This window comes from Ochrobactrum teleogrylli, assembly GCF_006376685.1.
Taxonomy (GTDB): Bacteria; Pseudomonadota; Alphaproteobacteria; order Rhizobiales; family Rhizobiaceae; genus Brucella; species Brucella teleogrylli.
The window spans coordinates 1-24,482 of sequence record NZ_VEWL01000014.1 but is presented as its reverse complement, the minus strand read 5'-3'; the positions used below and the strand labels follow the sequence as shown (position 1 = coordinate 24,482).

The window sequence follows — 24,482 nt, the reverse complement described above, 5'->3', positions numbered from 1 at the left end:
AATCTGGACAGACAGAAAAACTGAATTATTATATTAGTTATGCGTCAGCAATAGAATATAAATTTGCAAGCCTGGGGGTCCGCGTTGTATTTTCTCACTGACCCTGTGGTGGCGCTATTTGCTTCCCTTGCAATAGGCTACCTCATCGGTCGCTTGCGCATTGGCCCGGTTCGATTGGGCGGGGTTTGCGGGACATTGCTGGCGGCGTTAGCAATCGGGCAACTTGGCGTCCGCATTTCGCCGGACCTGAAGGACAGCGCCTTCACTCTTTTCATCTACGCTCTCGGATTTACGGCGGGACCTCAGTTTTTCGCCAATATTCGAGGCGGGTGGCGGTATGGAATTTTTTCCATCATCGAAGTTATATGCGTCACTTTGCTGGTTTCGATTGCGATCATTCTGTTCAAGCTCGATATCGGAACGGCAACCGGCCTTTTCGCAGGGTCCGCGACGGAATCCGCGGTCATCGGCACAGCGTCACAAACGATTTCCCGTCTGCCCGTCTCGCCAGAAGAGATTGAACAATTGCAGGCCAATGTCGCCACCGCTTACAGCCTCACCTATCTGTTCGGCCTTTTGGCGATCGTGGTGTTCACGACCCAGCTTGCGCCAATACTTTTGAAGGTCGATCTCAAAACCGAGGCGCAGGCGCTCGCCAGAAAACTGGGTTCGGAGGATGAGGACGACGATCAGGTCGAGGGGTTACCTATGTTCGTCGCTCGTGCTTTCAGGGCTGGCTCCCTCGGCGGACAGACCGTTGGCGATTTGGAGAAAGGCTGGAATTGGACTGTCACGATTGAATGTGCGCGCCGACATAAGAAAAATGTTCAAACAGACCCTACGTTCCTTTTGATGCCGGATGACATTGTCATTGTGCATGGACGCCGTAACGCTGTTATCGCCATTCAGGATTCATTTGGAGACGAGGTTCCCGTGCCAGACGGCACCAGTCTGGCGCTGGTGACCCGTGAAGTGGTTCTCATCCGGGTTGACGCATTTGGGCGTCAAATTCGCCAGTTGCGCCATTCGGCGTCACCAGAGCTGCGGCGTGGCGTGTTCATATCGAATATCCGCCGGTTAGGGCAGAATATCCCGGCTCTGCCCGGTACGGTTCTCCATGAAGGAGATGTTCTGACGCTTTATGGACAGGAAGAGATAGTCACCCGCGCAGTGCGAGCATTGGGCAAGCCGTTGCCCAAAGTCGCCAGCACAGATTTTGTCTTTCTCGGACTGGGCATCGTCGCTGGTCTTGTGCTGGGCAATTTCTCCCTCAATATCCGCGGCTGGGAGCTGACGTTAGGGTCAGGCGGCGGCGCCTTGATCGCCGGGCTTGTCTTCGGTTGGCTCAACATGCGAAATCCGGCGCGTGGCGGGTTTCCGGCTCCTGCCGCTGAATTTGCTAAAGATTTCGGACTGGCGACATTCATCGCCGCCATCGGGTTAAGCGCCGGACCCGAGGCGATCGATCTTGTCCTTCAATACGGACTGATCCTGCCGATCCTTGGCCTGATCGTTTCCTTCGTTCCGGCTCTCGTGTCACTTTTTGTCGGCGCGAAACTGATGAAGATCGAGACACCAATTCTTCTTGGCGCAATCGCCGGTCAGCATTGCAGTACGCCAACGATCAGCGCACTTGTGTCCCAGGCCGGGAATTCGACGCCAGTCATCGGATACACGGTCACCTATGCGATTTCCAATGTTCTCCTGCCCCTCATGGGACCAATGATCGTGGGGATTGCTGCGGCGCTCGGAAGCTAGCTGACCCCAGCAAATCTCCGGCGATGTGCCCGTTACGTGGTCGGCAATCCGAGGCGAACGGCATAGGCCGTCAGCTCGGCAGAACTATGGAGATTAAGCTTCCGCATCAGGTTTTCGCGATGCTTGCGTGCGGTCAACGGACTGATCCCCAGTCGCGTTGCTACATCCCGCGCTGTCAGCCCTTGCGCGACCAGCGCCAGAATTTGACGTTCGCGACGCGTCAGCGGGATCGGCGACAGAATATCCGGCGCGGGCTCAGAGCTGCTGCTGCCCATCGCCCCCGTGATCGCAAAACGGATGGACTGGGCCAGATAGGTCTTGCCATTTCTGACAGCGTCGATGGCGGCGCCGATTTCTTCCGGATCGCCGTCCTTTGTCAGATAGGCGCTGGCCCCGGCTTCCATCGCGGCGCGAATTGTTCTGGGCTCAACATTCGCAGTCAGGATCAATATTTTCAGTCTGGGCGCAACAGCTTTTATTTCCGAGATGAATTGAATTCCGGCGACCCCTGGCATGCCGAGGTCTAGAATGAGCAGATCGGCCCCTGCACTGCGCACATGCTCCATAACGGACGTTCCATCATTGGCTTCCGCGATGACGGAGATGCCGTCCATCACGGAAACCAGAAGCTTGAGCCCCTGACGCACGATAGCGTGGTCGTCGGCAAGAATGGCGGTAAGAGGACGGGTCATCCGGCTATCATTCACCTTGCATTGGCGCCCATTGGCGCAAATCGTTCAAATCACAACTTATTGGCGGCAAGTTACTGATCGATCAATAATTTAAGTATATCACTGCGCAACAGACGACAATGCAACATATTGGGAGGACGGATGCAGGAAGACAGGATACGTCAGGCTCTCACGGAGCTTTTGTACCGAAATTCCTATGGCGTCATTATCTCGAACGTCGTCATTTCTCTCGGTGCGATCTATGTTCTGAAAAATGCTGTGCCGACGAGTTGGATCGCCGGATGGCTTGGCGCGCTTTATTTGCTGACCGCAATCCGTGTTTTCGCATCACGCCAATTCTTTAGCCGCCAAAGAGACGCGCAGTCCATTCAGCGCTGGGCGTGGCTTGCCGCGAGCTTTTCATGGATATCTGGCCTGTTGTGGGGCGGGCTGGGGTGGGCGGGGTTTCTGCCGGAAGCGCCAATCGTTCTGTCCTTCACCGTCATCGTCCTGACCGGACTTGTCTGTGGCACGGTGCCTTCGCTCTCGGCCTTTCCACCAGCGCTGGTCGGGTCAATCATCGCGACGGTCATACCGATAGCGGTGCGTTGCATCACCAGCGAAAGCGAAATATCTGGCGCCTTCCTGTTTCTGCTGGCCTCGCTTGTCGCCATCAATTTCTATTATTGCCGGATCACCTATCGCATGTTGCACGAGACCATTCGCCTGCGACTGGAAAACGAAAATCTGGTCGAGCATTTGCAGGAGGAAACGGACCGGGCGCAGCGCGCCGACAGGGCCAAGACACGTTTTCTGGCGGCGGCAAGCCACGATCTTCGCCAACCGATCCACGCATTGAGCCTGCTGATATCCACGCTCGGAGTCTTGGGGCAGCGCGGCAATGTTGCATCCAGCGATGCACGCGATCTCGCCGGAAAGGCAAAATCCGTCGTCCACGATCTGAGCGGACTTTTAAACGAGCTGCTCGATATTTCGCGGCTCGACGCGGGCATTGTAACGGTGGTGAACGAACCGGTTTCTCTGTCGGTACTATTTCACGACCTGCATGACGAATTTGCGCTGGAAGCAGAGCAACGCGGACTTCAGTGGCATGTTGTCGAGAGCGATCTTTATGTCGACAGCGATCCGATGATGCTCAAACGCATCCTGAACAACTTTCTATCGAATGCTTTTCGATACACCAAGCAAGGTCGCATCCTCCTTGGCTGTCGCAGACGCGGCGATGCGATCGAAATTCAGGTCTTCGATACCGGCCCCGGTATTCCAACCGATCAACAGGCGAAGATTTTCGAGGAGTTTGTCCAGCTGCACAATCCGGCGCGCGACCGGTCGCAAGGTCTGGGACTAGGGCTCGCCATCGTCCGGCGCACAGCCATGCTGCTGGGGCATCCGTTGAAACTCGTGTCCATTCCGGGCCGAGGCTCGATGTTCTCGCTCACGGTTCCCCAAACCCGCGACGAAGACCACGCAAACCCGCCAGGGCATCTGCCGCTCGAAGTGGAAGCCTCGCTCGGCGTCTTCGTCATTGATGACGAGAAAGATGTTATCGACGCCATGGAGCAGCTGCTTCACCTTGATGGGCACCGGATTTATCCGGGGCGCTCAGCCGCAGAGGCTGAGGCATCCTATGCGGCAGCCCTCGAGAGTGGGGACGCGCCGGTCGATTTGATCATTGCCGACTATCGGCTGGGCGGAGGCGTTACCGGGCTCGACGCCATTCAAACTCTGCGCTCGGTGGTCGGGCGACCTCTGCCGGCGATTATCGTCACCGGAGATACCTCTCCCGCGCGATTGAGGGAGGTCAATGCCAGCGGGGCACTCATGCTGCATAAGCCCATTGATGTCGATGAACTGCGCGAAGCCATTGCCGCCGCGATTTCCGCCCCGGTCAAAACCTCACCCTAAGCACGGCGTTTACACCCTGTTGATAGGCGTGAGAACCAATCTGGCCGGTATAATTGACCCCAAGCGTGGCGCTGCGGGAAAGATTGAAGTTCAGGCCAGCCTCGATGAGCGCTGCGTCCTTCGCAATCGGCGCTCCGTAAACCGTGAAGGCGGATGACCCGCTGAAACTGTTCGTCGAACTTGTGTCGATATCGCCATAGGCGTGACGCCAGCCAATAGACCCGTGCGCATTGGCCGATACATTGCCCAGCATGAAATGTCGTGACGCCCGCAAGCCGATGGTGGTGAAAGCCGTGTCCATCGTATCGCTATCGACAGGGAGCCGCGCCGCCGTTCTTCCCGCTTCATTGAAGCCATCCGTGCGGTGATGCACATAAGCGAGATTAGCAAACGCTTCCAATGGAGCATCTTCCCTACCCCATTGATAAGCAAGTTCGCCAAAAGCCTGAAACGTGCTGGCGTGATAATCGCTGTTCAGACTATCGGAAAAGCCCGGAAAAATGACGGATCGGTCGAGCTCGATTTCATGCCACGTATAGGCAAGCCCGGTGCGGAAGGCGATTGCATTGCCATTGTTCAGTGTCCAGGACGAACCCGCATAGGCGCCCAATGTATAATTGTCGCTTTGCCCGGAGGATGAACGACCATCCACATCGAATGTTGTCCGGCTATAGCCCGCCAGCAATCCAAGACGCCAATTGTCGAATACGGTACCGTCTACTCCCGCAACGAAGCCGCCGGTATTGTAGTCAAGCCGCGCAGTGTTGCCGTTTCCGTCAATGGAAGCCCAGTTACCATAACCCTGAATCCAGGCGTTATAATTTTGCTCGCGTGATGTGGATGTCATAGCCGCAAACGCGTTCGGCCTGGCGGCAGTCGAGCCACTCTCGGGACCATAGGAAAGTAGAGTTGCGGAGGGCGACAGCACAAAGCTTTCGGTTGATCGCAAACGACTGTTCATGGCGTCGCGAATAACGGCGCTTCCTTCGATGAGTGCTGCTTTCGTTGAAGCATAGGCTTCGCCGGACAGAAGGTTAAAAGCAGATCGCGCCTCATCAGCGCTGAGCATCAACAATCTGTTGTAAAGTTCGAGAGGTGGCCCCGACTGCTGCAGCGTATCCAGCGCCTTTGCCGTCGCGATCTGGTTCCTCGTTTCCGAAACAGTTTCGAAGAGCGCCGGTGAGCCCAAGGTCGGGTCGACACCTCCCCCGTCTGTCTGGCCCAAATTTTTGACAGCAATCGTCACTTTGACGTTGTTGAGATCATAGGTCTCGTTTGCATTGATAAAGGCCGACTTCGAAACTGTATCCCCAAAAGCGCCGTTTATTCCGCCATCCGATGTGAGGATCGTATAGGTCTGTCCGCTTTGATAACTGGTGGCGGGATCGAGGGCGGTCACGCTGACATTTCCGCCCAAAATCGTGGTTGCGCCGGTCACATGCGTCAGATCGCTCATGCCAGCGCCTGCAATATCAACGGCGAAAGTCGATCCACTTTGAAGCGTCAGGTCTCCGTTGATTGTCAACGTACCAATCGAATTACCAGACGACAAAGTTGCGCCAGTCAAAATGTCGACCAGCGACCCACTGCCCGAACCGATGGAGCCATGCCCACCAATCAAGGCGCCGTCTCCTATAATGATGGAGCCACCCAAAACCGCATTGCTGTGACTATTATCCGATCCGACGATCAAGTCGCCTGCGGACACGTTGGTCATGCCTGCGAATATGGGGCTTTCGCCGTTATAGGCGAGCGTTCCGGGTCCAGCCTTGATGAAAGTCCCCTCACCCGTCAACAAACCGGTAAACTGCGCGCTGGTCGCCTGATCGAATGTAAATGCGGCCGCGGCAGCAATAGAGACATCACCGGAGAAACGTTCCGCGCTGGAAGTCAGATCGCCTTGCTGTATGATCCAGTTGAGATCTGACGCGCCACTCAAGATAAGGCTGCCAGATCCTTCCTTGATCATCGTTCCGGCAACCCCGCTTGCGCCCGCTATATTTCCGGCAAAATTGCCATCAACTGCCTGCGCGAAAACGACGACACCCGCATTTGCGATATTGCCCGCAATCGTTTCCGAATTGCCGACGAGACGACCCGCCTCAATGACCGTGTTGCGATAGCTATTACTGCTATTTGTGAGTTGAAGCGTCCCTGCCCCCACCTTCACGAGATCATCCTGTCCCGATATGACACCGTTCACGGTGAGGTCGGTATTATCCAGCACATCGAAAATTCCGGCCTGCGTAAGCGTGATCGACCGGCCCGTCTGAAAACTCGCCGTTGTCGCCAATGCGCCACCGTTGAAAACCAGACCGCCGGACGGATCGCCCAGATTATTATCGCGCGACACCTGCAACACGCCGCCCGCTATCGTCGTGCCGCCTGAAAAGCTATTGACACCACCAAGCGTCAGCACACCGCTGTTGAGTTGCAGAGCCAGCCGACCGCTGCCGCCATCTTGAATCACGCCGGAAAATTGTGACGGGCCGACAGACGAACCGTCAATGGTCAAGACACTGCTTGTCGCCGCGCCATTTTCAACGAGACCAGCGCCTGCGCCGATACTGTTGATAGCGCCGACGGTTGTACTAAACCCATTGAGTTTGATGGTTCCCCCAACGCCACCCGGCAGATTGTCGAAATTGACGCCAACACCTGACGTCACTGCGTTAGTGGCGAGAACATTAAGCGTGCTATTGCCATAGAGGGTCTGAGCGCCACCACTCAGACCGCTGGTGGCGGAAACGTTGAAAACGCTGCTATCGTGAAACTCCCGAGCGCCACCGTTGACCGCATTGGCCGCCGACGCATTCAAGACACTGAGATTGTAGAAATGTTGCGCGCCGCCACCGACCGCTTCGCCCACGCCAGCATCCAACACGCTGTTGTCATTGAAATATTGCTCACCACCGCTCAGCGCGTTGGCAGCTGTCAACGCCATGACGCTATTAATGTAAAAACTCTGCGTTCCGCCGTTGACTGCGCTTGATGCGGTCGCATTTAGATGACTGCTGCCATTGAAAAACTGCGAGCCGCCAACGATGGCGTTCGCTGTCGCGGCGTTCAACGCGCTGGTGTCATAAAAAACCTGCTGCCCGCCACCGAGGCCGCCTACCGTTGTCACGTCCAGCCTGCTGCTGGCGTTGAAATACTGAAAGCCGCCACTAATCGCATTTGTCGCCGATGCATTTAGCGTGCTGGTGTCGTAGAAGCTCTGCCCGCCGCCGGCAATGGCGAATGATTGTGACGCATTGAGACTGCTGAGGTCGTTGAAATATTGCGATCCGCCAATAATGGAGTTCATCGCGGTGGCGTTCAGCGCACTCGAATTATAGAATGCTTGCGTACCGCCGCTAATAGAATTGGTAGCCGTCGCGTTGAGCAGGCTTGTGTCCTGAAACAGCCAGGTGGGACCGGATAGGTTGGGGAAATAGTCGGCGGAGTTTGCGTCAATAACCATAGCGCCCGTGCATGGCGACGATGTGCAAGCAGTCTGGGCGTCTGCCGGCGCTGTGAGGGCGAGACCGGCTGCGACTAACAAGACCGCCTTGGTTATGTCGAGATGCATGATCGATGCCGGACTATTCTTCCAAGAGGCCAGTCCTGTCCGAACCACCGGCGCCTGTTCGACTCGCTCTCCAATTAATCCGACGAAATACGCAACCAACGCACATCCCCCACAAACCAGCCGGCGAAAGCAAAGCCAATCACCCGGGCTTGAGCATTCGAGACCAGCATTCCTGAAACGGAAATGCTGGGATCGGAAACTCCGTTCTGATCGTTAAAGGGGTAGGTTATGCGCGCCGTCAGAGGAACATCACCAATATACAAGGTCGCCTAGGCTAATCGACGATTATGGGCTGAACATTACGCCATTGTTGGTATCGAACTACGACACCTATCGAATGCGGATTCCCACATTATCGGGGATCATCTTCCACCCGATAACCAAACTTGCATCCCAACATTCCGCACTGAAACAGTCCGGAAATGATCGCTATAAGGTTTTCGCTGGAGCCGTTCGCACATGAGGGCCCAACACGTCTGATGCCTTTTAGCCGGTCGAAAACAGATTCTTTGGGTCTTTGGGCAAACACAGCTGTAGATTTTTTGGTGTCAATCAGTTATAAATTTTCGTGTCCAATGCTGCGATACGCTCTGGCTCACGCGACAACGTTCGAATTGGAACACTCCTCCAAAAAAATTAAAAACAGACAATCGCTCGAGCTAAATTTAAGCTCGACTTAGCTTTTGTTTACGAAATTTTTCGTCATAGTTTCAATAGCTTGATTTCATTGAAATCCATCGCCCCAGTACCTTTATAAACACTCGTTCATGCGCGTCTCGTTTTGCGCACCGGGTTGGAATGCCCGGTATAACCTGTGAGACTGCGGGCAACCCCAACCCGTGTAGTTATTCGATATTCTCGCCCAGTCCAGCAATACTCCTACGATCAGCAATATCAATCGATGCGCCCCGTCATCCCGATTATATGACCGCAGCAGCCAGCCCAACAGTAACGTCGGCAGCCTCACGGTCGACCTTGAGATGACGGCGAGACAAGTTATTCATGCTTGGAGACGCGTTGGGATAACAAAAGAATTGTTTGAAACCGCAAACGTTTTACTCGTGCGTACGACTGCGCTCGTTTCGTTATTGCCCACGCCCGCCATATTCAATCGAAACTGAAATTGACAGCTGTCAACGCGTCTGCGCAAACAACTCTTTGCCACCCATAACAGCACTTTCACCGCATTCCATCCATATGTGAGAGCCCTATCACGACATGAATAACGCATCGGAATCGTCCGGCATGGGCATTTGACCCCGGTCGTAAATCCAAGTCTTCAGGCTGTAGGGCTGAGTAAGAATCGGTTATCATCGCCTCCAATAGCTGGAAGGAGTTTTTCTATGAGTGTTGCCTTCGCCAAAGAAGAGAGCGCGGAAGCAGCTTCGGAAACGATACTGCCAGATCGTGAAATCTCGTCTCACCCCAATCTTGTGACAGAGAAGGGTCTGCTACTTCTGCAAGCGGAGCTCCAGAAGGCGCGAGCTGCGTATGAAGTCGCAAATTCGATCGAAGACATCTCAGAACGCCGCCGGCAGACGGCACATCCAATGCGTGACCTCCGATATTATACCGCCCGCCTTCATTCAGCGCAGCTCGTGCCAACTTCACAACATCCATCGAATGTCGGTTTCGGCTGCGTTATATCCATCAGCAGGGATGGTGGCGCAACCCAAACTTATCAGATTGTCGGCGAGGACGAAGCTAATCCGAAGTCTGGCACGATATCGTTCGTTTCGCCGCTGGCACGGTCCGTCAGCGGTAAATCTGTGGGTGATATCGTCATTTTGGGCAACAATGAAATTGAAATCCTGGCAATCTCGTGAGTTTTTCAGAAATGCCGGCTCGGCTCTAGACAGATTTATTCTTCACCAATCTGCGTCAGACCCAGTTGTCAGCGCATTTCCGGCAACATTGACAGCTGTCAACGTAAACAACACATGACGGAAGATTAAATTACCACCAGATTGCTCGTCAGTAAAATCCTTTAGTCCCGATAATTGCTTTGCTTGATGTTAACTATTCATTAACTAAAAACAAATTGCGGTGAAGACAGAATCGGGGCATCTTTGTCAGCGCATATTTGTTACGTTTTACTGAATATGCGCTGATAAGGACGAGCCATGCACCAAAACCCGACAGCATCTCCGCAACCTCATAGCAGCCTTCAGTCTTTGATTGAAGCCGACGCTGAAGAGCTGTCGAAGCGACTTCAGGCGCATCAAATGCGCATTTTTCCGCCAACAGCGCAGAAATCGATTCGCTCATTCACGCCCGCGGAAGCTGCATCTTTTATAGGCGTGGCGGAAGGCTACCTCCGGCAGATCGTATCGGAAGGCCACGGACCTGCGCCCCAGAGCAATGGTCGGCGGATGTATTCCATTCAGGACATCCACGCCATTCGGCAATTGCTAGATGACAATTCGCCCAAGACGCACGGCAAATATATCCGTCATCGTCGCAACGGCGAGAAGTTGCAGATCATTTCGGTCATGAACTTTAAGGGTGGCTCTGCAAAAACCACGACGTCGGCCCACCTCGCCCAGTATCTGGCTTTGCGCGGATATCGGGTTCTGGCCATTGATCTCGATCCGCAGGCCTCACTTTCGGCGATGTTCGGTCATCAGCCTGAGCTTGATGTGCGCGTCAATGATACGCTGTATGGCGCCATTCGCTATGATGCGGAACGGCGTGAGATTACCGATATTGTTCGATCGACTTATACGCCGGGACTGCATGTCATTCCGGGCAACCTTGAGCTCATGGAATTCGAACACGAAACGCCCAAGGTTTTGGCTGAGCAGAAGAATGAAGCCATGTTCTTCTCACGCATCGGCAGTTGCCTTGCAGTGGTGGAAGATCTTTACGATGTCGTTGTGATTGATTGCCCGCCGCAGATGGGCTTCCTGACCCTGTCCGCCTTGTGCGCGGCCACATCGGTTTTAATCACCGTCCACCCACAGATGCTTGATGTTATGTCGATGAACCAGTTTCTGCATATGACGTCCGACCTCCTCGCTGTTGTTGAGCGCGCTGGTGGCAATACGCAATATGACTGGATGCGTTATCTGATCACCCGCTATGAACCCAATGACGCGCCGCAAAACCAGATGGCAGGCTTCATGCGCTCGATATTCGGCAACCGTGTTCTTGAAACCCCGATGCTGAAATCGACCGCTATTTCCGACGCGGGCCTGACAAAACAGACCCTTTATGAAGTTGATCGTTCTGCATTCTCCCGCGGTACTTATGATCGCGCGCTGGAATCGTTGACATCTGTCAACGCTGAGATTGAAGACCTAATTCGCCAGACCTGGGGGCGTAACTAACCATGGCCCGCAAGAACATTTTCGACTTTTCTGAACAGACCGAGCCATCGCAGAAAACTGACGATCGCTCCACACAAGCGTCCTTCGAGCAGGCGAGGCCGCTTGCAGGTTTGGATCGAGACCGTGCAAATCGTCCAGCGGCGCTTGGCGCAATTTCGCAGTCTCTTGAAAAGATCAACGAACGGTCCGCCCGCGCCGATGAAATCGAACGTCAGCTTTCAACTGGTCAAACCATCATCGAACTTGATCCCGATCTGATTGACAGTTCGTTCGTCTCCGATCGTCTGGGATTTGACGATGAGGACCAAACAAAGCTCATTGAGCAGATCCGCGACAGCGGGCAGCTGGTGCCAATTCTGGTGCGCCCTCACCCACAGAATGCGGATCGGTTTCAGATCGCTTATGGCCATCGGCGCGTCGCAGCGATTAAAGCGCTCGGCATCAAGGTCAGAGCGGTTGTCAAACAACTCACCGATGAAGAACTGGTTATTCATCAGGGCCAGGAAAACAATACGCGTTCAAACCTCTCCTTCATCGAAAAGGCTTTCTTTGCCTATATTTTGGAGGGGCAGGGCTATTCGCGAGAAACGCTTTATCAGTCGACGGGCATTGATAAAGCCATCCTGTCCAAGATGATCACGATCATAAAGTCGATCCCCGAAGAGATCATCCGCAAGATTGGCCGTGCCCCGTCTATCGGGCGTACGCGCTGGGAAGATTTCGTTAGCCTTTTGACAACTGTCGGCGAATCTGTCGCAACGGACACCATAGGTAGCGCTGGCTTTTCCACTTTGCCTTCAGACGATCGATTTCAATTCGTATTCGATGCGCTCAAATTGTCAGCGTCGAAGGATAAGCGTCAAAAGAATGCTGTTCTATCACCTGTTCTCGGTGACGGTATTCAGCCTGTCTCCATCAAACGAGCTGGCAAAAATGTACAGTTCACCTTCAATGACAAGGCGGCTCCGCAATTTGCCGACTTTATCCAGTCGCGACTTGAAGAGCTCTATGCTGAATATAAGGCCAGCGAAGCACCCAAATAGCCTGGGAAGCGTAAGCCTTCAGCACTCGATCTAACCGATACATAACCCAGGAGACTAAAACGCAAAAGAAAAAGGCCCCCAAAACGTTGCCGCATGGAAGCCTTCCTCAGATTTAAGCACTCAGAGAATCGCATTTCCATGAATCAGTGTCAAGAGTCATAACGTCATTATGGCGGCTGAATTTCTTTTGCCTGAAAAAAGGTAAGAGGAAATGCAAATTCTGGAGTCAATAACGTCCACTTTTCGTGGGCGAAGGATGGTGTTTGGCCAATTGAAGCCTTCGTCACCAACCAAATTGGATGGCAAGACGGTCAACCGTTGGGCGATCTATAAAGAGCTTTGCATTGCCAAGTCAGTGTTCGGGATCAACGATCGCTGTCTGGCGGTGATAAGCTCGTTGCTGTCGTTTCTTCCCGAGAATGAAATCACCGTCAAAAACGGTCTAGTTGTTTTTCCTTCCAATCGTCAGCTCTCCTTGCGAGCGCATGGGATGCCGGAATCGACTGTCCGTCGCCATATTGCTACTCTCATCGAATGCGGACTGATTGCGCGGCGCGATAGTCCCAACGGCAAACGCTATGCGTATAAAAACGAGGCAGGGCAGGTAGAAGAAGCTTTTGGCTTTTCATTGGCGCCGCTTCTCGACCGTGCAGAGGAAATCGCACAAGCCGCCAGGCAAATTCAGGCCGACGCCGCGCTTCTCAAACGCATGCGTGAACAGATCACCTTGCAGCGACGAGACCTCACCCAAATGATCGATGCAGCACTGGCGGATTCTCCATCCAGCTTCTGGTCGGATGTTCATTCGCGCTTTCGCATAATCGTTGACGCCATTCCGCGCCGTGCTTCAACGAAAGAACTTCAAGACATTCTCGTCAAGCTGACCGGACTTCGGGCAGAAATTGATAAGGCTTTGATTCATCAAGATAATAGCGAAGAATTGAGCACCAATCACGACCAAAATGAGCGGCATCAAATTGAATCCCTGCCTGAATCCCATTTTGAATCTCAAAATATAAAAATGAATGATTTGAACGAGCCTTCTTCATCATCCACCGTGACCACGATTAAGATCAGCAATCCCGACCCCACGAAACAGCTCTCTCTTGAGACCGTGCTCAGAGCGTGTCCTGACATCAAGGATTACCGACCAACCGGTATTTCGTCATGGCGTGATTTAATTGAAGCAACGAGAACTGTTTCAGCTTTCCTTGGCATCACGCGATCAGCCTATCATGAAGCCTGTAAGATCATGGGCGTGGAAGGATTGTCTGCGACAATTGCCGGCATTCTACAGCGCATAAGCGAAATCGGATCAGCCGGCGGTTATTTGCGTTCTCTAACCCACAAAGCACGAGTAGGTGAGTTCTCCATCGCGCAAATGCTCTTGTCGTTGATGAAAGCAAACAGATCTCAACATGCTTTGAGTTGACGAATACGCTAACGAACTCCGTTCTGCACACCGCAACCGGGACATCATCGTAACCGACATGGCCATTCCCGCCTGGTGGCTGCGAATTATCCTCTGCAGGTGATGTAGAAAGTGACGTCTTGGGTTAGCGGGAAAATCTAATCAGCTTGGAAGAGGGGCATGTTTTGAAATCGAAACTGTGGGTACCGTGAAAGCGTTCGAACCTGAACGTTACGCTGTACTACTAAAACTAAAACTAAAACCAACCCGCTCGTTTAATGTATCGAAGGTCTGTTGTAGTTTGTCGCTGTTCGATCGAGACAACAGCTCCGGAAATGCCTGACGCAAGAACAACCAGGACGTCCCAAGCGTTATGAACTGGTTGCGATAGCGTGGGCCAGAAGCGGGGCCCGTTCGCGCGCATTGCCGGTCAGTTCAGCAATGGGGATCGCGCAACGAGCGCCAGCGCCTGATAACAAGCGGCAATGACGATCATTCGGTCTCGGCGGCAGGCGCGCGCGCTGGCAAGATGCGATCATCGCCTGAAGTTGATAGGCGCCGGGGTGACGGCCATGGCGCGGTTCAGGCCGTCTAGGCCGCTCCGGATCTGCGACCAGTCCCGCGGCTGCGATCCTGACCAGCAGGAGGATCGGGTTTCCTGCCTTGTCGGAGAGGGCGGCAAAGCGCGATGCCTACCATTCCATAGGGGCGGCAAGACCGTGGACATCGGACTCGTTTGGCATCAATGCCGCAAGCGAGAGCCCGAGGCGCAGCGCTTCATTGCAAAGATCCGCACGTAGCCAGTGTGCGCATTCGCTTGCCATATAACCCTCGTTAAAAATTAGACAAACCACTTTCAGCACGGTGGAATGCCGCTGCCGTCGTTCCCGGCCCTGAGGGGGGTCGAAGACAGCTGTCGATGCGTTGAACCACGGTGGCTTCAGATACGAAAAAGGCGTGCGCCACTTCCGGTGTCGATAAACCGCCCAAGAGCCGCAAGACCAGTGCCGGGCGCTGCTCGGCGGGCAACGGGGGATGGCAGGCCGTAAAGATCAGCCGCAACAGTCATCGTCAATGACTTCATCAAGCCTGGCTTCGATATTGGGATCGGCCTGTACCAGTTCCGTGAGGTCGATTGCCAGTTCGCGATGCTCGCCGTCGATCAGCGTGGTACGACGCTGCCGGTCTAGCGCGCGGTACTTCGCCACATGCATCAGCCAGGCGGCGGGGTTGCGCGGTACTGTTTATGATCGCGCCGTCAACCGCCGCGTGCAAGGTTCCGCCATTGAGAGTGATTGCGTCATTACCAAACGTGTCGATGCTCTCGTCCGTGGCGCGGTTGGCCACGACGGTTCCTTGTGAGATATTTGTGCCACCGGAATAGGTATTGGTTCGATCAAGATAAAGCGTGCCCACGCCCCATTTTATGAGGGCACCGGCCCCAGAAATAGTCGTTGCGGCGGTTCGAGCACATCTTGAACCTTTGAGATCAGGCGGCTTCTTTCAAAATAGCACGGATAGGTATTGGTGCAGTGCCCAGATATCCAGCAATCATCCGGGTGATGTGCTCGACAATATCGGCTTCGTCGGAGAGGGAATGGCCGCAGTCATTGAGAACGATGGCATGGGTCAACGTCTCCACTGTCGTTACGCATATAAACGCAGCCGTATCGAGGTCATTGAGCTGAACGTCGTCCTTGCATTTCTCCAGATAATGCCGAACCAGATGGAGCGTGTCCTTTCGGATGGCTTCCACCTCGGCAAGTTTTCCAATACGGGGAACTTCTTCTTTCAAGATACGGTGGAGCTCAGGATTAACCCGGTGCGCAGCAATCATCGCGCGAATGAGCTCCCGCATGGCACTATTCAGGTCGTCTGACGCGCATTCCTGCATGGCATTTTCCAGCAGAGCCAGAATTTCACGATTGTGCCTTGCGACGAGCGCAGCCACAAGCGACTCCTTATTGGGAAAATACTGGTAAAGCGATCCAATGCTCACTCCCGCTACTGCAGCGACGCGATTTGTGCTGGCCCGCGCATATCCGTCGCGCACCAAAACGCGAGCAGTGGCATCCAGTATCGCCTCGACGGTCATTCTCGACCTCTCTTGCGAGGCGGCTTTTCTGGGATTTGTAGCGTTGAGCTTGGCCATATTCTCGATTTCCTAATGCGAGTAGACAATGTGAGTAAAAGCTCACATATGTTGTATAAATCGTCAACACTAAAGAATGTGAGCCTATTCAAGGCGTTCAAATGCCGAGATGGCGATTCATTATTCGCATTCGGAAAACCAAAGTAAGAGTTATATAAATGGTAATGAAGTCTATCAACACTGTGATACTTGTTTCAATAATGGTAGTTGGGGCTGGTTGTGTAAGCTCGGGACAAAGAAATCAAATTTCTGCGGCAGACTGTGTCGTTACAAAGTACACTCAGACATTCAATGAAAAATGCGGCACGCCTCGACTGGGTTGGAAGGGCGCGAACGGAAGCGATTTCATTATTAGATAATGATCGCACGCCACATGTTGATTAGTCTCGCGGCACCCTTCGCTTGAAAAAATGGAGGAGGGCAGTGCGTAGCCTAACATCCGAGGGGCTCCGTGGGCTTAATGAGGCCCTTGGCACCGAAGGGCTGTTGATCCATCTGTTCGAATATTTTTTGCCTGGATTGGCCATTCTTGATCACTGGATGATAGCCATAGGCGGACTCCAATTCAAAAGCTCACACTGAGTTTCGCATTGAATCCGTTCTGTTTGGCGCCGGAAGCAAACTGGCCGTTATAGGACAGGCCGAGTGTGGCGTCTTCGGTCAATCTGAAATCAAGTCCTGCTTCGATGAGAGCTGCATCTTCAGCGATCGGAAGCCCAGAGACTGTGAAGGCGTTTGAACCGATAAAGCTTGCGGTGGAAACCGGCGTGATGTCGCCATAGGCATGTCGCCAGCCAAGGTCGGTTCGGGCCGTTGCCGTGATGCTGCCCAGACCGAACTCTGTCGATGCGCGGAGGCCGAGCGTTGAGAAGCTGGTATCCGTCGTGCCGGACTGAACCGAAAGGGCGGCAGCAGTCTGACCCGTTTCATCAAATCCATCGGTCTTCAGGCGAACATAGGCAAGACCCGCATAAGGCTCGAACAGGGCTTTGCCGTAGTGGATCTTATAGCCAAGTTCGCCAAAGAGCTGAACACTTCCAGCATCATAATCGCCGGTCAGATTATCGGCAAAGCCGGGAAAGGCGACAGAACGGTTCATGTCCATATCATGCCATGTATAGGCAAGTCCGGATCGGAACGCCAAGGCATGACCATTATCAAGTTTCCATTCCGTTCCCGTATAGGCCCCGAGTGTATAATTGTCGCTGCTGCCCGATGAAGCGCGATCATCCACATCGAAGCTGGAATGGCTGTAGCCTGCCAGAAGGCCGAGACGCCATGTATCGAGGACCAAGCCGTCAATACCGGTGATGAAGCCGCCAACGGATGATTTTACGCTGCCAGCATTGCTATCGCCATCCTGTCTCGTCCATGCGCCATAGGCATAGCCCCAGGCGGTATAGAGATTATGAGCAGGAGCAATGCTGCCCGGAGCCACGGCATGGAGGGCCGAGGCGGAAGCGGAAACAGGCCTTTGCGCTTCGGCATAGGAAAGCGCATTGATCGGCGTTGCGGGAGCGCCGCCAAAGGCTTGTTGCAGACGACCAAGGGCTGCATTGCGGATAAACTGGCTTTCGTTGATAAAAACGCCCGCGGCGGAAGCGTAAGCCTCACCGGAAAGGCTGTCGAAAGCCGCACGCGCTTCATCGGCCGACAGCATCAGCAGGCTGTTGTAGAGCGCAAGCGAAGAACCCGTCTGCTCCAGCGTATCCAGGCCGCCAGCCGTGGCATACTGATTGCGGGTCTGGGCAACGGTCGTAAAGAGGGCAGGGGAGGGCTGTTCAGGCTCAACCGGAATGGGACAGCCGGTATTCAGGCAGATTTTGAGATCTGCTGCGGTGTCACTATAGGCAAGGCTCATATCGAGAAAGGCAGAGTTCGACATAACGCTTGCGAATTCACCACTGACACCGCCGTGGGAGGTCAGGATATGGTAGAGTTGACCATTCTGATAACTGGTTTCCGGATCGATGGTGGCAACCGAGACACTGCTGCCGGAAATTGTAGCAGTTCCCGCCACATCGACGCGATCGGAAGTGCCATTGCTGGCAATTTCGATTTCAAGAACTGAACCAGGTTTCAGCGTCAGATCGCCGTCGACAGTAAGCGTGCCAATGGAGTTGCCAGGAGCCAACCTGCTTCCCGGAGCGAGCGTGACTAGAGAACCTGGCCCGGAGCCTACGGACCCGTGTCCGCCGAGTAAGGCGCCATTCTCTATTAAGACGGAGCCGGCAAGCCGCGTATTATTCTTTGTGACTTCTGAGCCAACAATGAGCCCGCCTGAGAGAACAGACGTTGTTCCCGTGAAGGCTGATGACCGGCCATCATAAGCGAGGACACCGCCGCCTGATTTTGTCAGATTGCCGACGCCTTGGATTGTGCCTGTGAGTGAAAGTACGGTGCCAATAGCGGTGTTGATATATCCAGTCGACGTCACGTCGACGTTGCGTACCATTGCAAACGTTGCTGTCGTTTCGAGCGCACCGCCATTCAACACAAGATTGCTGGAAGAACCGCCCAAGTTTGCATCCGAAGAAACAGTCAGAACGCCAGCGTTTAAGGTTGTTGCGCCGCTATATGAATTGATGCCGGACAGCTCAACTATTCCTGAACCATCTTTTATTAGTCCGCCCTCTCCGGAGACCATTCCAGAAAGATGGAGATTGTAGCTGGCCGCGTTCAGTGTTAACGCCGAACCTGCTCCAAGTTTGAAATCATTATCTAATCCAACGGGCCCATCGATTCCAGACATGGTCACTGTGCTGCCGCTGTCAAGCTCGATCCCATCTATCAGCTGTGAACGGCCGGCAAGTTCCAAGACATTTGCCGAACCACGGAAGAGCAGAGCGTTAGAACGCGTCTGATGGTCACCCGACAACCCGCCGCTGATCGCACCAAAGTTGACGATTCGAGTATCGCCATTGGCGATGATCCCCACTCCGCCAGTCCCATCGTCGCCATCATTCCCATTTTGGGATGACAATTGAAAGCCGATACCGCCATCTCCACCGGCTCCGCCATTTCCTCCCAGGATCGTTCCAGCATTCGTCAGATTGTTCCCGGCATTCAAATAAATGCCGGTACCACCGTCGCCACCATTACCTCCGTTGCCCGCATATTTGAAACCGCTATTGCCCTTTCCGCCCCGTCCGCCGTCTCCGCCCGAGCCCCCTTGTATGAGGCCAACATTTAAGTGCGAAAGATCGGAGCCCTGTATCTGCAATCCGTCACCTCCGTCACCTCCCGAACCCGCACCCCCGGTGCCAGATGCCGGCAGACCTGCTCCACCAATACCTCCGTTGCCGCCCATTCCGCCTCGAATAATTCCATAGTTGTTCATCAGGCCGCCAACAATTGCGCCATTGCCGCCGGCTCCCCCGCCCCCGCCCCCGCCGTGATGATCCTGTCCTGACAGTTCGAGTCCGTTTCCGCCGCTGCCGCCACTGCCACCCAGAAGTAGGTCTGTCGCGGTGAGATGAAGGGCGATGTCTTCAAGCCCATTTGCGCCGCCGCCGCCACCGCCGCCGCCGGCACCGTAGCCACCCTTGCCGACGGCGTCCTGACCATTCCCGCCGTTGCTTCCCGGTGCGGTTCCTCCGGATCCTCCTTGGCCACCGGTGGTTGGCAGTTTACCTGCTTTGTCGACTCCATTGCCACCATTTCCGCCGTCGCTCCCAACACTGCCTCCGCCTCCACCACTGCCTTCGCCGTAGAAACCGGAATTGAAGTCTGGCGTAAGACCGGAGCCGCCTGCTACCCCGGATTTTCCTCCCTTTCCCCCTTGAAGCATGCTGAACGCCGCATCATTTTGAAAGAATTGGTCCGAGGCACCCCCATTACCGCCGGAGTGTTCGGCACTGAATGCTGTGATCGGTGAAAACAGAGTGAGGAACAGCGTGGCTATCGCCGGTTTCGCAAAATAGAGGGGCGTTCTGGCAGACAAAATCCTTGAATCGGGAAGTTTGAAGCAAACAGGCGAGGAGTTCGTTGATAAGAACGTTGCTTGTGACAGCCGCAATCGAGAACTCCCAACCATTGTCATTCCCCCGAGAGCTGGCCAGATTTTAACTGTTATCGTTGAGTCCTTACTGACGCACAACGGACCGAACAATACGGCAGATGCCGTATTTTTTGAGGGTACGAAGGGTTTTCTGGATCAGCTCAGTAAACGAGACGCGCGTCCACTGCGCCGCTTGGCGTTGTTATAATAGTCGGACGCCTGCTGTACGGAGCGATGACGCGATTGTTCCATCGCTTCCGGGAGCGGAATACCACGATTAGCGGCTTCGGTGAGATAGCCGGAGCGTAACCCGTGCGCTGAAAACTCCCTCGGTTCAAGCCCTGCCATTTGCACCCGCTGTTTGACGATCCGGTTGACGGCGCTTGGTTCGAGCGCTCGCGTGGACACATTGCCCCAGCGATCGACTTTTCGAAACACGCTGCCCTTGTCGATCCTGGCTGCTTCCAGCCAGCGGGTGAGGGCTTCGACGGGTCGGCCGGTCAGATAGACGATTTCATCGTGATCGGCACCACTGGTTTTGGTGCGACCAAGATGGATGCCGAGCGAGGGGAGGGGAGGACCATCCCCATCGGTGACCGGGGGGTGTTTGATGAGCTGTTCTACACGCAAGCCAGCGACTTCGCTGCGCCTGCGCCCACCCGAGGCGAAGGCCACCATCAGGATAGCCCGATCCCGGATAGCGGTTAGATCCTCGCCGGAACAGGTTGCCAGCAGCTTGCCCAGAATATCGCCGGTAATCGCATTGGTACTCTTGCGCCTGCGCGGCCTGTTCAGAGCGCGCACCGCAAGCCGGATGGCCGATTTGACGGAAGGCGATGAAAACGATCCCTCCAGACCGCGCCAGCGGGTCAGTGTCGACCAATTGGCCAGACGACGGCGTACCGTTGCCGGCGCATGCGGTCCCGACACGCGCAGAAAGCCTTGTTGGCGCAATTCCCCTTCCACGTCGGCTGGCATGCCGTGATCAGGTTCGATCTCACGTTGCTGCGGCCGCCATAAGTGATGCGCGACGAATTTCAGCAACAGGGCTTCCGGCGCCGGGAAGGGAAGGGGATTGCCGGTGGCAGCCATTGACCAGGCTTCGAGATAGGCCAGATCCGAGGTCAAGGCGCGCAGCGTGTTTTCGCCCATGCCTTCATGGACCAGATGGCGGAGCGTCTCGACATCCTCATCCGTCAAAATGCCAGCCAGCATGTCGCGCCGGTTCATCGGCAAAACGGCGGCAATCGTGTCGAGTGCTTCAGCGCGCAATAGTGTTCTGGATTGATCACTCTCAGTGATCATGGGCGAGTGGGCCTAGAACAATGGCCTTTTCCGCTCGGGCGGCGGCAGCCAGTTTGCGATCCAGCGTAGCCAGCGGCAGGCTTTCTGTCAGGGCGAGCGCCAGATAAGCGGCATCGTAAGCACTAAGCTGGTGGCGTCGCGCGACCCGAATAACTTCTGAATCCTCACTGCGCGTTACAAGACGCAGCGGCAGGGCGCGAAAACGCGTCAGGGCTGTGTACACCATGTCCTCAGCGATACGACCGCGCTTTTCAGCGCTCAGCAGAATGCTGCGGATTTCATGCTGCAGAAGTTCCGGCGCAACCGCGTCTTCATCGGCCAACTGGTTCATCATCTCGGTGGCGAATGGATGATCTTCATCAGGCAGCAGCCAGGCACCGGCTACTGAGGCGTCGACAATAAAAGCCATCAGTAGCGGCGCCCTTCTTCAATCCATGAGCGGATTTCATCCTGAGTGACAGGTTGCGCCTGGGCCCGGAAAGCCCGTACGGCTTCAATTGCGGCCAGGCGCTGACGCCGTTCATCTAGCGCAACGAGGCGCGCAATGGGTGTGTTGCCACGCGAAATGATCACCTCTTCGCCCGCTTCAACCCGCGCCAGCAAGTCTGAAAGATGCGTTTTGGCTTCGGCAACTTTCACGGTTACAGTCATGGCCAGATCCTCCGGCTGTTAATCAGGTGGCAGCAAATATCGTTTCTTCATGGCTGTTGTAGCGCTTTTCCGCAGGTTGGTCAATGCATTGGTCAAATAACCTTCGATAACCTATACTTATCATATGTGATATAGCCGCGAAACCACCGTCACGGTGACGATACATAAGGCTGATTTCAGTTTCATAGTGATTTCAATATGCAATGATTACAACGCTTTCATCCTGCAAACGGATCCCAGTTCAGCGTATAGCGGGTGAAGCGAAGCTGGCCGCTGCGGGTCAAGGCGCCCTTATCGACCAGATCCTGCAAATCACGGGTGGCGGTGGCGCGCGAGGTGCGGGTGATGGCGAGATAATTGTCGGCGCTGAGGCCACCGATAAAGCCATCCGGTCCCGCCTCGAACAGACGCGCCACGACTTTTTCCTGACGTAGGTTGAATGCGTCTCTGAAGTGGTCGTAAAAATGCACCTTGGCGATCGTGAAGGCGATGCGATCCAGTGTGGTCTGTTGCGCCGTCAGCACGGTTTCAGCGAACCACACCAGCCAATTCGTAACGTCGAGGGTCCGCTGATGGATTTCCAGCTGATCGTAATAGGCTTTCCGTCGCTGCTCGATGGTAAAGCTCAGCATGATCAGGCTCGGTTGCCCCAGCGACTGGGCCAGTGCCTTTTCGGCCAGTGCACGGCCAAGACGCCCGTTGCCGTCCTCGAACGGGTGGATGCTTTCGAACCACAAATGGCTGAGCCCGGCGCGGGTGAGCGCGGGGAGGGGCGTACCGCCCGTCGGAGCGCTTGCGTTGAACCACGATATGAAGCGGTGCATTTCGTCCGGCACCTGCGCTGACGGTGGCGCCTCGAAATGGACGGTCGGACGGTCGAACTGGCCAGAGACGATCTGCATGGCGTCGGAATGGCTGCGATAAGTACCGATGCGTTCCAGATGTCGGCTGCCGGTCATCAACATGGTATGCCAGCGAAACAGCGTCGCGTCATCAAGCGGCAGAGCATAAGTGCCGTAAACGTCGACCGTCATTTCCGCAATCCCGTGTTCGCGCGGTTGCACCGAACGCCGGTCCGTATCCAGGCCCAGCTGCCGCCGCAGCGATGACTGGACGCTCAAGCGGTCCAGTGTTTCGCCTTCAATGGCGCTCGTCTTGACCGCTTCGTCGCTCAAGAGTTCGATGCGCAACCGGTCACGCTCGTCCGAACCGATATGGCGCACGGCGCCGATGATCACGCCGGAGGCGAGCAGAAATCGCTGTTCCAGTGCCGCGAGCGCGGATGCGTCATAGCGAAAGTTTGGCCAATCAGGCTGTGTCCAGTTCCAGGGCATGAGCGATAGGGGTCCTTTCTATCGCTCTTAATATCACATACTTATGAGCGATAGAAGCCACCCCAATTACTCACCATCTAATTGCGGAGAAGCTATTGCGGGTCCGCTTTGCGCCTTAAAGCAGTCATCGTCATTGCATCGAAGGCGAAACCGAATCCACTTTGGTAACTGCTGTTTCTTCGGCGACCTTGCCAGCAATAGTACTAAGCTCGAAATCGGTGTCATATGACTTTTCAAGCCAATAGAGATTTTCTGGAATTCCATTCTCTTCCAATCGATACCCTGGCAAGCCTGCTCGAAAGAAGTGAAAAGCTCGCTCGCGAATGGGACAGCCACACAATGCCGCAAACCTTGAAAGACAAGCGGATCGGCCTCATCGTTGATGATACCGGATGGCGAAATACCGTCGCCTTCGATCTCGGCGCAATGGCGATGGGCGGCATTGTGGTTCAACCGCCGATCAGCTTCAATGCCAGAGAAACTACTGCTGATCTCGCGGGCTACGTCGACAATTGGTACGACCTTCTTGTCGTCAGAACTAAGGAACTGGCTACTTTGAAGGAACTGGCATCAGCCATGCGGGCTCCAGTCATCAACGCGCGGACGAGGTCCAATCATCCATGTGAAACACTCGGCGATCTGGCCCATGTGCGAAAAATCAGAAGTTCATTGGGCACGCTCAAAGTCGTGGGCATCGCCCCTGACGCCAATATTTTGCGTTCATGGGTATCTACCCTTTCAAAAGATCGACGGAAGCCAACGCATATATTGACGGCATCCACGAGAATATAATCGCAGATGCCGTCATATTTTTCCAAAATTTATTATCATTTATTATTTTTCATATTTCTAATCAAATGTATTATTGAAATTAGTTTTAATAATCATCTAATATAATAAAATACTAGATATTTTTTGTTTCAAAATGCGATGCAGTCCGTCAGCCTTTTCAAGCAAAGTCGATAAGCTACTGAAAAGACCTGCCAATTTAATCCCATTATGGGAATGATAAATTGCTGTGAGTTGTATTGTGGATTGACTGTCGGAATAAGGACGGCTCTGCGTCTCCGGTCAGGGCCGCATTCACGATAGGAGCACGTTGTCTGCTCCGCTCCTGCTGGAGATAGGTATGTTGGCGGTACCATGTGGAACCCAATGGTGGTGCCACGAAAAGTTTGGGACTGAATGCGGTGTTATAGCGCTCTATTTAAAAGGCTACAAAAGACCAGAGTGGGACCTCAGAGTCCGTTTGATAATTTGCTTTAATGGCTGATACGGCGCAACAACAGGCTCCCCATGGCGACGTGGATCATCGCTTCGGACACGTCGAT

General features: G+C 54.4%; 20 protein-coding genes and 1 pseudogene. 8 read left to right on the top strand and 13 right to left on the bottom strand.

Annotated features, from left to right (window positions below):
* The first annotated feature begins 84 nt into the window (after nt 1-84).
* On the top strand, nt 85-1,758 hold the full coding sequence (aspT, locus tag FIC94_RS18495) for an aspartate-alanine antiporter (RefSeq protein WP_140025966.1): 1,674 nt from the start codon (nt 85-87) through the stop codon (nt 1,756-1,758).
* Nucleotides 1,759-1,790: 32 nt separating this feature from the next.
* On the opposite strand, the gene FIC94_RS18490 is transcribed toward aspT, so the two are convergent.
* A complete protein-coding gene (locus FIC94_RS18490) occupies nt 1,791-2,450 on the bottom strand; it encodes a response regulator (protein WP_140025965.1) in 660 nt (219 codons plus the stop codon).
* Nucleotides 2,451-2,591: 141 nt separating this feature from the next.
* On the opposite strand from FIC94_RS18490, the gene FIC94_RS18485 reads away from it, so the two are divergent.
* Nucleotides 2,592-4,355 (top strand): ATP-binding response regulator, encoded by a 1,764-nt coding sequence (locus FIC94_RS18485; protein ID WP_140025964.1) that lies wholly within the window; start codon nt 2,592-2,594, stop codon nt 4,353-4,355.
* Here the strand turns inward: FIC94_RS18485 and FIC94_RS18480 are convergent.
* Together FIC94_RS18480 and FIC94_RS18475 are read right to left on the bottom strand one after the other, a co-directional pair.
* The gene (locus FIC94_RS18480; RefSeq protein WP_140025963.1) at nt 4,339-7,926 is read right to left on the bottom strand and encodes an autotransporter domain-containing protein; all 3,588 of its coding nucleotides are present in this window, start codon (nt 7,924-7,926) and stop codon (nt 4,339-4,341) included. The two genes, FIC94_RS18485 and FIC94_RS18480, sit on opposite strands and share 17 nt — an antisense overlap.
* Before the next feature lie 74 nt (nt 7,927-8,000).
* Complete coding sequence (locus FIC94_RS18475; RefSeq protein WP_140025962.1) at nt 8,001-8,189, bottom strand: hypothetical protein; 189 nt, start codon at nt 8,187-8,189, stop codon at nt 8,001-8,003.
* Between the two features lie 1,080 nt (nt 8,190-9,269).
* Between FIC94_RS18475 and greA the strand changes: the two genes are divergently transcribed.
* Nucleotides 9,270-9,752: a transcription elongation factor GreA gene (gene greA, locus FIC94_RS18470; protein ID WP_140025961.1), complete on the top strand. Its 483-nt coding sequence runs from the start codon at nt 9,270-9,272 to the stop codon at nt 9,750-9,752.
* A gap of 193 nt (nt 9,753-9,945) precedes the next feature.
* On the opposite strand, the gene FIC94_RS22715 is transcribed toward greA, so the two are convergent.
* Entirely contained in the window at nt 9,946-10,194 is a 249-nt protein-coding gene (locus FIC94_RS22715) for a hypothetical protein (RefSeq protein WP_235892070.1), read from the bottom strand.
* Here FIC94_RS22715 and repA point away from each other — a divergent pair.
* The 3 genes from repA (at nt 10,101) to repC (ending at nt 13,730) form a co-directional block, all read left to right on the top strand.
* On the top strand, nt 10,101-11,255 hold the full coding sequence (gene repA, locus FIC94_RS18465) for a plasmid partitioning protein RepA (protein WP_235892065.1): 1,155 nt from the start codon (nt 10,101-10,103) through the stop codon (nt 11,253-11,255). The genes FIC94_RS22715 and repA overlap by 94 nt on opposite strands.
* 2 nt (nt 11,256-11,257) lie before the next feature.
* On the top strand, nt 11,258-12,298 hold the full coding sequence (repB, locus tag FIC94_RS18460) for a plasmid partitioning protein RepB (RefSeq protein WP_140025960.1): 1,041 nt from the start codon (nt 11,258-11,260) through the stop codon (nt 12,296-12,298).
* A gap of 211 nt (nt 12,299-12,509) precedes the next feature.
* Nucleotides 12,510-13,730 (top strand): plasmid replication protein RepC, encoded by a 1,221-nt coding sequence (repC, locus tag FIC94_RS18455; RefSeq protein ID WP_140025959.1) that lies wholly within the window; start codon nt 12,510-12,512, stop codon nt 13,728-13,730.
* A 671-nt stretch (nt 13,731-14,401) separates the two neighbouring features.
* Here the strand turns inward: repC and FIC94_RS22845 are convergent.
* From FIC94_RS22845 to FIC94_RS22710, 3 genes are all read right to left on the bottom strand, one after another.
* Nucleotides 14,402-14,533, bottom strand: a complete 132-nt coding sequence (locus tag FIC94_RS22845; protein WP_328592145.1) for a DUF6596 domain-containing protein — start codon at nt 14,531-14,533, stop codon at nt 14,402-14,404.
* Nucleotides 14,534-14,649: 116 nt separating this feature from the next.
* Nucleotides 14,650-14,793: a hypothetical protein gene (locus tag FIC94_RS22910; protein WP_210237307.1), complete on the bottom strand. Its 144-nt coding sequence runs from the start codon at nt 14,791-14,793 to the stop codon at nt 14,650-14,652.
* Nucleotides 14,762-14,917: a hypothetical protein gene (locus tag FIC94_RS22710; RefSeq protein ID WP_180918056.1), complete on the bottom strand. Its 156-nt coding sequence runs from the start codon at nt 14,915-14,917 to the stop codon at nt 14,762-14,764. Before FIC94_RS22710 ends, FIC94_RS22910 begins: the two co-directional genes overlap by 32 nt.
* Nucleotides 14,918-14,939: 22 nt before the next feature.
* Here FIC94_RS22710 and FIC94_RS22770 point away from each other — a divergent pair, with 22 nt between their 5' ends.
* Nucleotides 14,940-15,071, top strand: a complete 132-nt coding sequence (locus FIC94_RS22770) for a hypothetical protein (RefSeq protein WP_268967498.1) — start codon at nt 14,940-14,942, stop codon at nt 15,069-15,071.
* 127 nt (nt 15,072-15,198) lie between these two features.
* On the opposite strand, the gene FIC94_RS18445 is transcribed toward FIC94_RS22770, so the two are convergent.
* The 6 genes from FIC94_RS18445 to FIC94_RS18415 form a co-directional block, all read right to left on the bottom strand.
* The gene (locus FIC94_RS18445; RefSeq protein WP_235892064.1) at nt 15,199-15,861 is read right to left on the bottom strand and encodes a TetR/AcrR family transcriptional regulator; all 663 of its coding nucleotides are present in this window, start codon (nt 15,859-15,861) and stop codon (nt 15,199-15,201) included.
* 565 nt (nt 15,862-16,426) lie between these two features.
* The gene (locus tag FIC94_RS22765) at nt 16,427-19,897 is read right to left on the bottom strand and encodes an autotransporter family protein (protein ID WP_180918054.1); all 3,471 of its coding nucleotides are present in this window, start codon (nt 19,895-19,897) and stop codon (nt 16,427-16,429) included.
* 120 nt (nt 19,898-20,017) lie between these two features.
* The gene (locus FIC94_RS18430; protein WP_140025957.1) at nt 20,018-21,166 is read right to left on the bottom strand and encodes a site-specific integrase; all 1,149 of its coding nucleotides are present in this window, start codon (nt 21,164-21,166) and stop codon (nt 20,018-20,020) included.
* The gene (locus FIC94_RS18425; protein WP_124915753.1) at nt 21,156-21,575 is read right to left on the bottom strand and encodes a type II toxin-antitoxin system VapC family toxin; all 420 of its coding nucleotides are present in this window, start codon (nt 21,573-21,575) and stop codon (nt 21,156-21,158) included. Before FIC94_RS18425 ends, FIC94_RS18430 begins: the two co-directional genes overlap by 11 nt.
* Complete coding sequence (locus tag FIC94_RS18420; protein ID WP_112807412.1) at nt 21,575-21,817, bottom strand: type II toxin-antitoxin system Phd/YefM family antitoxin; 243 nt, start codon at nt 21,815-21,817, stop codon at nt 21,575-21,577. Before FIC94_RS18420 ends, FIC94_RS18425 begins: the two co-directional genes overlap by 1 nt.
* 218 nt (nt 21,818-22,035) lie before the next feature.
* Nucleotides 22,036-23,151, bottom strand: a complete 1,116-nt coding sequence (locus FIC94_RS18415) for a Fic family protein (protein ID WP_140025956.1) — start codon at nt 23,149-23,151, stop codon at nt 22,036-22,038.
* A gap of 225 nt (nt 23,152-23,376) precedes the next feature.
* Between FIC94_RS18415 and FIC94_RS18410 the strand changes: the two are divergent.
* Nucleotides 23,377-23,880: pseudogene (locus FIC94_RS18410) on the top strand (ornithine carbamoyltransferase); the annotation flags it as partial.
* Nucleotides 23,881-24,482: the final 602 nt, after the last annotated feature.